At 37.2% G+C, this 12,576-nt stretch carries 12 protein-coding genes; 9 read left to right on the top strand and 3 right to left on the bottom strand.

The window, feature by feature from the left end; translation table 11 throughout:
* The 3 genes from J3U27_RS01980 to J3U27_RS01970 all read right to left on the bottom strand — a co-directional run.
* On the bottom strand, positions 1-320 hold a 320-nt coding region (locus J3U27_RS01980; RefSeq protein ID WP_267376704.1), incomplete at its 3' end, for a hypothetical protein.
* Between the two features lie 769 nt (positions 321-1,089).
* On the bottom strand, positions 1,090-2,163 hold the full coding sequence (gene mltB, locus J3U27_RS01975) for a lytic murein transglycosylase B (protein ID WP_267376701.1): 1,074 nt from the start codon (positions 2,161-2,163) through the stop codon (positions 1,090-1,092).
* 54 nt (positions 2,164-2,217) lie between these two features.
* On the bottom strand, positions 2,218-3,219 hold the full coding sequence (locus tag J3U27_RS01970) for a 2-hydroxyacid dehydrogenase (protein WP_065562123.1): 1,002 nt from the start codon (positions 3,217-3,219) through the stop codon (positions 2,218-2,220).
* A 236-nt stretch (positions 3,220-3,455) separates the two neighbouring features.
* Here J3U27_RS01970 and J3U27_RS01965 point away from each other — a divergent pair, with 236 nt between their 5' ends.
* The 9 genes from J3U27_RS01965 to corC all read left to right on the top strand — a co-directional run bounded on the left by J3U27_RS01965 (position 3,456) and on the right by corC (position 12,574).
* Positions 3,456-4,721, top strand: coding sequence for an AmpG family muropeptide MFS transporter (locus J3U27_RS01965; protein WP_220224995.1), 1,266 nt, complete (start codon positions 3,456-3,458; stop codon positions 4,719-4,721).
* 8 nt (positions 4,722-4,729) lie between these two features.
* Positions 4,730-5,383: an NAD(P)H-dependent oxidoreductase gene (locus J3U27_RS01960; RefSeq protein ID WP_065734349.1), complete on the top strand. Its 654-nt coding sequence runs from the start codon at positions 4,730-4,732 to the stop codon at positions 5,381-5,383.
* Between the two features lie 522 nt (positions 5,384-5,905).
* A complete protein-coding gene (gene trxB / locus J3U27_RS01955) occupies positions 5,906-6,859 on the top strand; it encodes a thioredoxin-disulfide reductase (protein WP_220224997.1) in 954 nt (317 codons plus the stop codon).
* Positions 6,856-8,589 (top strand): heme ABC transporter permease/ATP-binding protein CydD, encoded by a 1,734-nt coding sequence (gene cydD, locus J3U27_RS01950; protein WP_267376699.1) that lies wholly within the window; start codon positions 6,856-6,858, stop codon positions 8,587-8,589. Before trxB ends, cydD begins: the two co-directional genes overlap by 4 nt.
* Positions 8,583-10,208 carry a heme ABC transporter ATP-binding protein/permease CydC gene (cydC, locus tag J3U27_RS01945; RefSeq protein WP_267336802.1) on the top strand — a complete coding sequence of 542 codons (1,626 nt, stop codon included), beginning with the start codon at positions 8,583-8,585 and terminating at the stop codon, positions 10,206-10,208. Before cydD ends, cydC begins: the two co-directional genes overlap by 7 nt.
* Positions 10,209-10,365: 157 nt before the next feature.
* Positions 10,366-10,683, top strand: a complete 318-nt coding sequence (gene rsfS, locus J3U27_RS01940; protein WP_065734345.1) for a ribosome silencing factor — start codon at positions 10,366-10,368, stop codon at positions 10,681-10,683.
* A 4-nt stretch (positions 10,684-10,687) separates the two neighbouring features.
* Complete coding sequence (rlmH, locus tag J3U27_RS01935) at positions 10,688-11,158, top strand: 23S rRNA (pseudouridine(1915)-N(3))-methyltransferase RlmH (protein WP_220225000.1); 471 nt, start codon at positions 10,688-10,690, stop codon at positions 11,156-11,158.
* 13 nt (positions 11,159-11,171) lie between these two features.
* Positions 11,172-11,630, top strand: a complete 459-nt coding sequence (gene ybeY, locus J3U27_RS01930) for an rRNA maturation RNase YbeY (RefSeq protein WP_267336801.1) — start codon at positions 11,172-11,174, stop codon at positions 11,628-11,630.
* A gap of 77 nt (positions 11,631-11,707) precedes the next feature.
* Positions 11,708-12,574, top strand: a complete 867-nt coding sequence (gene corC, locus J3U27_RS01925) for a CNNM family magnesium/cobalt transport protein CorC (protein ID WP_065734343.1) — start codon at positions 11,708-11,710, stop codon at positions 12,572-12,574.
* Positions 12,575-12,576: the final 2 nt, after the last annotated feature.

Genomic DNA, 12,576 nt, shown 5'->3' with positions numbered 1-12,576 from the left:
CCATCATCATCACCCCAATAATTATTAGGAGGACCGATAAGAGAACTCAAAGCGACTGAATTAGTATTAGTAGGAACGAACATACTTATATCAGCAAAACTCTGACCCACAACCGGCAAGACGATTGGGGTTGTAGATGATGAATTGGTAGAAGGCGTATATTGTGTACCATCAGATAGTGTAATCCCAAGCAGACCGTTAGCATCAACAACACGAGTACGACCACCATCGAAAGTCAGATAAGGTGCACTACCCTCAATATGATTTTTTGTTGTCTGTGAAGTCAATGCATGACTGGGAAAAGAAAGAAAAAACACCACGAATAGACCTAAATGGATCCACCGGGATAATTGTAGAAGATATAAGGATCTAAAAAAGGATCTGAAAAACGATCGAGAAAAGGATCGCGGAAGCGATCGCGCGAAAATTCGCAGAATTTCACTTGATCGCATGAAAAAATAAGCGATAGTGAAAAATTTAATTTGGGAGCTGGACTTAGACGAATTTAAATTAGAAGTTGGCCAAGTTGCCTGTTGCCTGTTGCCTGTTGAAAATTATAAAACATATGCGACAATCCTGTCAAGTAATTTTTTGATTTCTTTGCACTTTTGTGCTTTTTTATCAAATTTTAGCTTCTTTGCTAAAATTGTTAAAAAAGTATAGTGATTGGAAAAACACGATGCAACATTTTTTTTCACTCAATTGCGTTAACTTTCGTAAAGATGATCTAAAAAAGATCTAGGTGATATTTAGTTAATTACTGTTTTAATTAAAGATGTCATCATTACAAATCTTTAAAAAGATGATTAATGATCCTAAAAATTTTATTTTAGGGTTTAAAATCGTGATTGTGATCATTTATAAGTTTTTAAATGAAATTTATAACCTCAAAAACCCCACTTCTCAACTTTTTTGATGGAAAAATAGAACTACTAAAAAGCGCCACAGTTAAAGCGGAATTATTTGTTTGGGACAATATTTCAAAACAGAATTTAGAACCCCAAAAACCCCGTTCCTCAACTTTTTAGAGAGTTTATTAGGATTAATAAAAAAGGTCGCAACTGCGACCTTTTGCTTTTAAGGTTAATTTTATCTAGCTTGTTTAACGGCTAATCCCAATTGCCATACTGCCATTGCATAATGTGTGCTATGGTTGTAGCGGGTGATGACGTAGAAGTTAGGTAGTCCATACCAAAATTGGTAATTATCACCCATGTCTAAACGTAATAAGCTGACTTCTTTATGACCGTCGATTGAGCTTTTTGGTTTTAATCCTGCTTTAGCTAGATGTTCAATCGTATATTTGGTGCTAAAGCCTGTATCGAGTTCGATCGCTTGACCATCAGCAACCACTGCGACTTTTTTGTTTCGTTGCCAGCCGTGTGCTTTGAAATAGTTTGCTACACTGCCGATTGCATCAACTGGATCCCATAAGTCGGTATGACCGTCATGGTTGAAGTCGATAGCATGATTTCTAAAGGCTGATGGCATAAATTGTCCGTAGCCCATTGCTCCTGCAAATGATCCATTTAAATCAAACGGATCAACACCTTCATCACGACACATAATTAAGAAGTCTTCAAGTTCCTTAGCAAAGTATTGTGATCGTCTTGGGTAATAAAATGCTAGGGTTGATAATGCGTCGATAATTTTGGTTTTGCCCATTACTCTTCCCCACCCGGTTTCAACGCCTATAATTCCGACGATAATTTCAGGTGGTACACCGTACTCTTTGTAAGCACGTTGTAGATCTTTGTCATATTTATTCCAAAATTCGACACCTTTAGGTAAATTACCTGGGGTGATGAATTTATTTTTATAACGAATCCATGCGCCATTAGGTACGTTTGACGTTCCTGATTTTGGTGCTTGTTTGTCCATTAAACCAATAACCCAATCAAGTTTGTTGGTTTGTTCTAAAACATTGCGAAGTTGTTGGCGATTAAAGCCATATTTATTTACCATCATTGTGATAAATTTTTCTTTATCGACCGATAAAGGGGCACTATTGGCTTTTGGTTCTTCGTGCTGTTTTTCTAGATAAACGCCACCCTTTACATTCGAATGTCCTCGATGCTGCTGCATTGGCGATTTCGATGATCCCCCACTCGAACAAGCAGTGAGCCATAAAACCATCATGACACAAATAACGATACGTTGCATAAATCATCCATATTCATTTAGTTAAAAAACGGCGACATATTAAATTATTTATTGTTATTTAACAATATTTTGACACTCTTTTCCTGCTGCTATTTGCGCTATATTATTTAAGGTTGTGTCAGAGATATTTAATAGTGCTTCTTGGGTTAAAAACGCTTGATGACCAGTAAAAATCACGTTATGGCAGGCTGATAATCGACGGAATACGTCATCTAATATGACATCATTAGATTTATCTTCGAAAAATAGGTCTCGTTCGTTTTCGTAAACATCCATACCTAGTGCACCGATTTTGGTCTGTTTTAACGCTTCGATTGCAGCGGTTGCATCCAATAAACCACCTCGGCTTGTGTTGATAATCATCACACCATTTTTCATTTTGTTGAATGACTCTTTATTTAGTAGATGATAATTTTCAGGAGACATTGGGCAATGTAAGGTGATAACATCTGATTTGGCATAGAGTTCGTCTAATTGAACATATTGTGCACCTAATTCAACAGCGATATCATTTGGATAAGGATCATAAGCAAGGATGTTCATGCCAAATCCTTTTAAGATGCGGATCACTGCTTGGCCAATTTTACCCGTTCCAATCACACCTGCTGTACGATTGTGCATGTTAAAACCAGTTAAGCCGTCTAACGAGAAGTTAGCGTCGCGTGTACGTTGGTAAGCTTTGTGGGTTCTGCGGTTTAGTGTCATCATCAATGCAACTGCATGTTCAGCCACCGCTTCAGGAGAATAAGCTGGCACACGAACAACGGTGATCCCTAATTTTTTTGCTTCATCGAGATCAACATTATCAAAACCCGCACAGCGTAATGCTAAGATTTTAATACCATAATGGGCTAATTTTTGTAGAACTAATTTATCAACTTCGTCGTTAACAAATACACAAACAGCATCATAACCTTGTGCGGTGACAACCGTTTTATGGCTTAATTTATGCTCATAATATTCGATATCAAAACCAAAGTGTTTGTTGGCGATTTCGAGATGTTCTTTGTCGTAATGCTTACTGCTAAAAACAGCGACTTTGACTGTTTCTTTCATACTGCAATCCCCCTTATAGGCGTTTAATTAATGCATCTTTTAAGTTTTAGTGATGATTGAAACGCATTGTTTACTTGATATTTTTTTGGCGAATGTTGATTAAATGCTTACTTTTGAAAGTTGAGTTAAAAATTAACCTGTATAGTAAAACGCTTTATGTTAGCTTTAGCAATTATTTTTTTTATTAATATGCTATGATAGCACTTTGCTATATAACTGACCGATAATGTTAACTAATGAATAAAAAACAAGTTTCTCTTCTTAGGACTATCTTTTCCACTAAAATGCTTATTTGTATTTTTACTGGTTTGGCTTCCGGTCTTCCTTTTTATTTGTTAATTCAACTTTTACCTGCTTGGTTAACCAGTGAAGGGCTGAATATAAAAGCTATTGGTGCATTTTCATTAACTCAACTGCCCTATATTTTTAAATTTGTTTGGGCGCCATTTATGGACAATATTTCACTGTTTGGGATGGGGCGTCGACGGGGATGGATGTTTCTGTCGCAAATAATATTGCTCTTTTTTATTGCAATATTGGGGTGTTTTTCACCGACTCTGAATATTTGGATTATTGCTACACTCTGTTTCATTATTGCGCTGTTTTCAGCCACGCAAGATATCGCTTTAGATGCATTTCGCCAAGAAATTCTTTCTGATACTGAACTTGGATTAGGAAACAGTATTCATATTAACGTTTATCGTCTTGCCAGTTTGGTGCCCGGTTCATTATCGCTAATCTTATCTCATTTTTTACCTTGGAGTAGCGTTTTTATGGTCACGGCGCTATTTATGTTGCCCGTGATAATTATTACCTTGTTGATAAAAGAGCCAATTAATAAACCAATACCAAAATCCCATAATTTTGAAGATATTATTATCAATCCTTTTTTAGAATTTATTAAAAGAAAAGGCGTTAAATCCGCGATGATCATTTTGGCCTTTATATTTTTATATAAGTTAGGCGATAGCATGGCGACATCGTTAGCGACTACTTTTTATATGAAAATGGGATTCAGCCTACCAGACATTGGTTTGATCGCTAAAAATGCGCAATTATGGCCAGGGATATTAGGCGGGATTATGGGCGGCATTTTGATGATAAAAATAGGGATTAATCGGGCTTTATGGTACTTTGGTTTTGTTCAAGTCTTTTCTATTTTAGGTTTTGCCTGGTTATCAATTGAAGGTCCTTTTAATGATATTGGTGTCAGTGAAAAAATAATGTTAGCGATAGTGATCAGTGTTGAATCCTTGGGGGTTGGTCTTGGTTCGGCAGCTTTTGTTGCTTTTATAGCCAAAACCACGAATCCATTATATACTGCAACACAGTTTGCGTTATTTAGCAGCATCGCTTCTATTCCTCGAACATTGATTAATTCAACAACAGGAATTATGGTTGAATATTTAGGATGGACCAACTTTTTTGGTTTATGTACGCTATTAGCAATACCCGGCATGGTGTTACTGTTGAAAGTGGCACCATGGAATAAGAAATCTTAGGAGACATTATGGACAAACTATCGTTAGCTTTGGAGTTTAGACATGCTTGTAAACGGTTTGATGAATCAAAAAAGATTAGTCATAGCGATGTTGAAATTATTTTAGACGCGGGTCGTTTATCGCCTTCTTCGTTTGGTTTTGAGCCTTGGCATTTTGTCGTTGTCGATAATGCAGATATCAAAGCTGAATTGCGTGCTGCTTGTTATGACCAAGAACAAGTTACTAGCTGTTCACATTTTGTGATTTTACTTTACCGTAAAGCGAATAATTTTACTTTGCAAAGTCCATATTTACGTCAAGCTATAGGAAGAACATTGCCAGATCAGAACGATCAAACGGCAATTGATAAAGCTAGCCAAGATTTTCTTAACTATATTGCTTATGGTTTACGAGAAGGTTTAAATGCTGATAGCTGGTCAGAAATGCAAGGTTATATTGCTGCTGCAAATATGATGACTACAGCGGCTTATCATGGCATAGATTCTTGTGCGCTTGGCGGATTCCAATATGATAAGGTGATTAATATTTTAGAAAAACATATTCCAACATTTAGTCGTGAGGTATTTGGTGTTGGGCTGTGTTTAGCGTTTGGTTATCGTATTGATGAGCAACCACCTCATATTCGTTGGTCACTTGAAGATGTCACCACTTTCTTATCTTAATTGCTATTAGTCTTATGTCGCCAACTGGCGGCATTAACTCTTTTTTTAACAATTATTCAAACGTGTTATTAAGCGTTTGCGCATCTGCTAATAGTGAATCTAAAATAAATTCAACACCCAATAATATATTTGCGATTTTTGGATCGTTAATATTCTGCTGAATTGAGTTTAAAATTTCTTTTACCCACGTAGTTTTAGCCGATAGCATTTCCATTTTTTTGAATGGTGGCTTGTCGTATTTCGAGTGAAGGCGTTATCGTCTAGTTATTAAAACAGTAATAATTATTTATTTAAAACTTATAAAAACTTTAAATAAATAAAATCAATTTGTTAAAAACATAAATTAATTTAACAATTTGATAATATAAGGAAAAGTAACGTTACCCCGTGTTATTTATCACCTTCACCTATTGCTGTAATAAACATTTTTTTTACAAGAAAATAGTTGATAATGTTAGACTTATCATCTATAAATTGCGCTAATCATATTTTATTTAGCCAGAATAATAGGAAGGATACAAAATGAAAACCAAACATGCCCGTTTATTAATTTTAGGGTCAGGCCCTGCTGGCTATACCGCAGCGGTTTATGCCGCGCGAGCAAATCTCTCTCCAGTATTAATAACTGGTACTCAACAAGGTGGACAACTTACCACCACGACCGAGATCGAAAACTGGCCAGCGGCAAATCCAGAATTAACGGGTCCTGAACTTATGGTGAAAATGCAACAACATGCCGAACGATTTGATACCGAAATTATTATCGATCATATAGATAGCGTTGATTTTAGCCAAAAGCCCTTCAAACTATTTGGTAGCGATACGGAATATAGTTGTGATGCGTTAATCATTGCAACTGGTGCCTCCGCACAATATCTCGGGTTGCCTTCTGAAGAAGCTTTTAAAAGTAAAGGTGTGTCAGCCTGTGCTACATGTGACGGTTTCTTTTATCGTAATCAGAAAGTGGCTGTTGTTGGTGGCGGTAATACTGCGATTGAAGAGACCCTTTATTTGGCTAATATTGCCAGTGAAGTCCATTTAATCCACCGTCGCGATAGTTTTAGGGCTGAAAAAATCTTAATGAATCGTTTAGCTGAAAAAGTGCAAGAAGGTAAAGTCATTTTGCATACTCATCAAATCGTCGATGAAATTCTTGGCGATAATATGGGCGTAACCGGTGTAAGATTACGAAGTACTATCGATTCTGATCTAACCGAAGAGCTATCAGTAATGGGGGTATTTATTGCTATTGGTCATAAACCCAATACCGCAATTTTTGAAGGCCAACTTGAACTTGATAATGGTTATATCAAGGTGAAATCAGGTACTGAAGGTAATGCAACACAAACTAGCGTAGAAGGAATTTTTGCTGCGGGCGATGTTATGGATCATATTTATCGACAAGCCATTACCTCGGCAGGAACAGGCTGTATGGCTGCGTTAGATGCTGAACATTATTTAGATAAATTAAAATGACACTAGATAAAAAACGTCAAAATTATTTACTTAGCTGGTTAAAACAGCACACAAAAATGCATAAACCAGATTTGCGTGCTTCAGTTTTATTCGGTTTTTTGTTGAGTCTATTAATGATCGGCCAAGCTGCTTTATTGGCGATTATTTTGCAGAAGTTGATCATCGATCAGACTCCTTTTACCACCGTTTTCCCTTATTTTTTATCTTTAGTTGTCATCCTATTGGCGCGTGGCTTGCTTATTTTCTTTCGTGAAAAGATTAACTTTGCTTTAGGCCAAAAAATCCGACAACAAATTCGGCAAAAAATTATCGATCAGTTTGAATTGTTTGGTCCTGCATATTTAAGTCAAAGTACTACAGGAGCTTGGAGTACCTTAGTTATTGAGCAGGTTGATAATTTGCATGATTTTTTTGCTCGCTATTTACCGCAAATGCGCCTGGCAAGTATGGTGCCGATATTAATTTGTATTGCTATTTTCCCTTTTAACTGGGCCGCGGCCGTTATTTTGCTTTGTACTGCTCCGCTAATTCCTATTTTTATGATTTTAGTGGGAATGGGAGCCGCGGATATTAATCGTCGTCATTTTAAAGCACTCTCTTATTTAAGTGGGCACTTTTTAGATCGCCTTAAAGGGCTGAGTACTATTCGCTTATTTAATCAAGGCAAACAGCAAACCGAGCAAATTGCCAAGGCGTCTGAAGATTTTCGAATTAAAACGATGCAAGTATTAAAGATGGCGTTTTTGTCATCAGCGGTTTTGGAATTTTTTACGTCGATTTCGATTGCAATTGTGGCGGTCTATTTTGGTTTTTCGTATTTAGGGGAGTTTGATTTTGGTGCTTATAATGGCACAGTCACGTTATTTGCTGGTTTTTTTGCCTTGATTTTAGCACCTGAATATTTTCAACCGCTACGTGATTTGGGCGTCTATTATCATGCCAAAGCAGAAGCCATTGCCGCAGCTGATAATATTGAAACTTTTTTAAATAAAAAATTGCCACTTGATAGCGTTGAGAAAAAAAACGAGTCTAATCAATCATCATCAACCATTCCTTCTGAAATAAATGTTTTAAAAACAATTGAAGCGAAAGATCTTATCGTGTTATCTAACGAAGGTTTGCCTATTGTTGGCCCACTTAGCTTTTCATTACAAGCGCCATTTAAATTAGCGCTAATTGGTACTAGTGGTGAAGGTAAAAGTTCTATTATGCAAGTATTGCTTGGCTTTTTACCTTATCAGGGTTCGCTAAAAATTAATGGGATTGAATTTAATCAGCTTGATTTAGTAAGTTGGCAACATCAAATCAGTTGGATTGGGCAAAATCCTTATTTGATTAATGGTTCGATTCGTGAAAATATTCTACTGGGTAAACCCATGGCGAGCGCCAATGAAATTGACGAGGTTATTGCAAAAGCGCAATTATCTGATGTTATCGATCAATTACCAGAAGGCGTCGATACCCAAGTTGGTGAAGATGCGGTTAGATTATCAGTTGGACAAGCTCAGCGCATCGCCCTTGCTAGAGCAATGCTGAAACCTTGTCAATTACTGATACTTGATGAACCGACCGCAAGTTTAGATAAGCAAACAGTTCAGCAGTTGGCACCCTATGATATTGCGACAAATAGTATCACTATCACCCATCAACATGATGATATGCATGAATTTGACCAAGTATGGAAATTGTCGAAAGGACAACTTAACGCCATCAAGGAGAGCTTATGCTAGCGCTATTACGTCCCTATATTGCACTTTATAAGCACTACTTTTGGCAAATTGTTATTGGATTAGGTTTAGCTATTCTTACATTATTTGCCAGTGTTTTTTTACTTTCTTTATCTGGATGGTTTTTAGCTTCTACCGCGGTAGTCGGTGTGGCGGGTTTATATACGTTTAATTATATGTTACCTGCCGCGGGCGTAAGGGCTGCTGCCATTATGCGAACGGCATCCCGTTATGCTGAGCGCTTGGTTGATCACAATACCACCTTTAAAATATTAGCGTATTTAAGAACATTAGCATTTAAGAAGATTCTTCCTTTAAGCGCTAACCAATTATCCCAATATCAAAAAGCCGATCTTCTTAATCGTTTTATTGTGGATATTGATGCCCTTGATCATCTCTATCTAAAACTCTTTTCACCTATTGTAACGGCACTGGTAATTATTGTGCTCTTGTTTGTCGGATTAAGTTATATCAACTTTCCTATTGCATTAATTATCAGCATGGTACTAACTACTACTCTACTTGCTATACCGGTGATCTTTTATTATGCAGGTAAACAATTAGGCGAAATACTGGCTAAACAGCAAAGTGAGTATCGCGCATTGTTGGTTAATTATCTACAAGGCCAAGCTGAACTGACTTTATTTAATGCGCAAGATCGTTATCGCTCAAAACTCGACAAACTTGAATCAGATTGGCTTTATCATCAACAAAAGCAGTCTACTTTAATGGCTCTCTCGAGTGCTCTTGTGGTATTAATTGCTGGCTTTTTGACTTTGTTAGTGCTTTGGCTTATCACTCAATATACATTATCGCCTTTAGTTGCCCTATTTGTGTTTGTCTGCCTTGCTAGTAGTGAAATTTTAGCACCAATCCCTACTGCATTTATCTTTTTAGGGCAAGTATTAGCGTCAGCCAAACGAACAACCGCTTTATTTGATCAAACACCAGATATCCAGTTTGTCGAGCAAGGCAGATCGATAGATTTGACTACCGCAAAACTGCGGTTTGAAGATGTTTGCTTTAGCTACCCAAATCAACCTTTTGCAGTTTTAAGCCATTTTTCATTAACAGTTGAAGCCGGCAAACATATTGGCTTAATTGGTAAAACCGGTTGTGGCAAATCCACATTACTTAATTTAGTCACGCGCGCGTGGGAACCCACTTCAGGTAATATCTTTATCAACGATATACCGATTAATCAACTTGACGAGCCAACTTTACGTCAGGCGATTGCTGTGGTTCCTCAAGTGATTACTATTTTTAGTGACTCGCTTAGACAAAATTTGTTAATCGGTAATCCAAACGCTTCTGATCAACAGTTAATGGATATTTTACATCAAGTTGGGCTTTCCAAATTGATCTCAACCGATCAGGGTTTAGATTTGCCATTAGGGCAAGGAGGACGATCATTATCAGGTGGTGAAACTCGACGTATCGGTATTGCTCGGGCATTACTACATAATTCACCATTAATGTTGATGGATGAGCCTACCGAAAGTCTTGACCAACAAACTGAACTGCAGATAATTGAACTTATCAAAAACTACGATAAAACTTTGCTGATGGTTACACATAGATTAACGGATAATCCATTGTTTGATCAGGTGGTTGAGTTGTAAGATTTGGGGTGTCAAAAACCCCGTTCCTCAACTTTATTTATTTTAAAAAGTGCGCTCCTCACATTTTTTGATTTGTACTGATTGAGATGTGCTATTTTCAAGGCGATTTTGAAAAAATATGCTATACTAGCGCTTTATGTATATTAGTAGAGAGTATATTTTGCAACAATCATTACAAGACTTTATTATTGATAAAATTGATGATTTAAAAGGCAAGGATATTGTTACCCTTGATGTGCGTGGTAAGTCAAGTATCACCGACTATATGATTATTTGTACTGGAACTTCAAATCGTCATGTTTCGTCAATTGCAGGGCATCTACTTGATGAAGCTAAAAAGCAAGGACATGTGGTATTAGGCAGTGAAGGCCAAAATGATGCGGATTGGGTAGTCGTTGATATGGATTCGGTGATCGTTCATATAATGCAAGAAGAGAGCCGACAATTATACGAACTCGAGAAGCTTTGGAGTTAGTTACGTGAAACTACAGCTTATTGCTGTTGGCAACAAGATGCCAAATTGGGTAACCACCGCTTTTGATGATTACCAATCTCGATTCCCCAAAGATATGCCTTTAGAACTCATTGAAATCCCCGCAGGAAAACGGACTAAAAATGCCGATATTGCGCGTATTTTAGATAAAGAAGGTGAGCAGATGCTGGCTTCTTGTAGTAAAGGTAATCGCATTGTGACGCTAGATATTCCCGGTAAACCTTATACCACTCATGATTTAGCTAAGCAACTTGAACGTTGGAAAGCAGATGGGCGTGATGTTAGTTTGTTAATTGGTGGACCTGAGGGGCTATCTCCCGCTTGTAAAGCTGCTGCTGAGCAAAGTTGGTCGCTATCACCTTTAACGCTACCACATCCACTAGTTAGAGTGATTGTATCTGAAAGCCTTTACCGTGCTTGGAGTTTAACGGCTAATCATCCTTATCATCGTGAATAGGTTGGATATTTGAATGAATATTTTAGATTTGCAAATTGCCACCGAGCAACGAGATAATCTGCCAAGTGAGCAACAAATTATGCAGTGGTTACAGGTAATTTTACCGCAGTTTGTGGAGAATGCTGAAATCACTATTCGGATTGTCGATAAGGAAGAGAGTCAACACCTTAATCATACTTATCGCAATAAAGATAAGCCAACCAATGTTTTGTCGTTTCCGTTTGAATCGCCAGTTGAAATTGATGTTCCATTACTTGGCGATTTGGTGATTTGTAAGCAAGTGGTTGAAGCTGAAGCAATTGAGCAACATAAGTCGTTAACATCACATTGGGCGCATATGATTGTTCATGGCTGTTTGCATTTATTAGGATATGATCATATCCTTGACGAAGAAGCCGAAGAAATGGAAAATATCGAAATCGATATAATGGCACAGTTAGGATTTGATAATCCTTATTTATTAATTGATTAGATGACTAATTTTTAATAGTCTGTTTAATATAAAATTATAACTCAAAATACATTTGATATATGAAAGGAAGAGAGCAAATGAGTGATGATAATCACCGGAGACCCAAAAAAGGGTTTACATTATGGTTAAGTCAATTATTCAATTCAGAACCTAAAGATAAAGATGAACTTATTGAAGTGATTCGTGAAGCTGAAGAAAACGAACTTATTGATCCAGATACCCTTGATATGATAGAAGGTGTAATGGATATAGCTGATCAGCGCGTTCGCGATATCATGATCCCCCGCTCTCAAATTGTAACAATCAAAGATAATTTTTCCCTTGATGAATGTTTAGATATTATTTCTGAACACGGCCATTCACGCTACCCGGTTATTAGTGAAGATAGAGACCATATTGAGGGAGTACTTTTAGCTAAGGATTTACTTATTTATATTCGACAAGGTGTTAATGATTTTGACTTGAAGAAGATCCTTAGACCGACTGTTGTTGTTCCTGAAAGTAAACGCGTTGATCATATGTTAAAAGAGTTTCGTATGCAGCGCTATCATATGGCGATGGCCATTGATGAGTTTGGTGGTGTTTCAGGTTTAGTGACTATCGAGGATATTTTAGAACTTATTGTTGGCGATATTGAGGATGAATACGATGAGGTTGAAGATCGAGATATTCGTCGTTTATCACCAACTATGTACTCCGTTCGTGCCCTTACGCCAGTTGAAGATTTTAATGAGATCTTTGGCACCTCATTTAGTGATGAGGAGATGGATACTATCGGCGGTTTGGTGATGCAACATTTTGGGCGTTTACCAATTCGTGGCGAGACGATTACTATTGATGGCTATCAATTTAAGGTAACCATTGTTGACCGTAGACGAATTATTCAATTGCATGTCACAATTCCTGAAGATGCAGTTGTTCCTAATTTAGAGCAAAATGCTTAAGC

The sequence above is a fragment of the Gilliamella sp. B2911 genome, from assembly GCF_026536965.1.
GTDB lineage: Bacteria > Pseudomonadota > Gammaproteobacteria > Enterobacterales > Orbaceae > Gilliamella > Gilliamella apicola_E.
The sequence above is the reverse complement of the archived record's forward strand: the minus strand, read 5'-3'. Positions and strand labels throughout refer to the sequence as shown.

Coding starts and splice junctions, on each gene's coding strand:
- J3U27_RS01970 (WP_065562123.1), bottom strand. CDS start 3,219: ATGAAAGAAACAGTCAAAGTCGCTGTTTTTAGCAGTAAGCATTACGAC.
- mltB (WP_267376701.1), bottom strand. CDS start 2,163: ATGCAACGTATCGTTATTTGTGTCATGATGGTTTTATGGCTCACTGCT.
- corC (WP_065734343.1), top strand. CDS start 11,708: ATGAGTGATGATAATCACCGGAGACCCAAAAAAGGGTTTACATTATGG.
- J3U27_RS01965 (WP_220224995.1), top strand. CDS start 3,456: ATGAATAAAAAACAAGTTTCTCTTCTTAGGACTATCTTTTCCACTAAA.
- J3U27_RS01960 (WP_065734349.1), top strand. CDS start 4,730: ATGGACAAACTATCGTTAGCTTTGGAGTTTAGACATGCTTGTAAACGG.
- cydC (WP_267336802.1), top strand. CDS start 8,583: ATGCTAGCGCTATTACGTCCCTATATTGCACTTTATAAGCACTACTTT.
- cydD (WP_267376699.1), top strand. CDS start 6,856: ATGACACTAGATAAAAAACGTCAAAATTATTTACTTAGCTGGTTAAAA.
- trxB (WP_220224997.1), top strand. CDS start 5,906: ATGAAAACCAAACATGCCCGTTTATTAATTTTAGGGTCAGGCCCTGCT.
- ybeY (WP_267336801.1), top strand. CDS start 11,172: ATGAATATTTTAGATTTGCAAATTGCCACCGAGCAACGAGATAATCTG.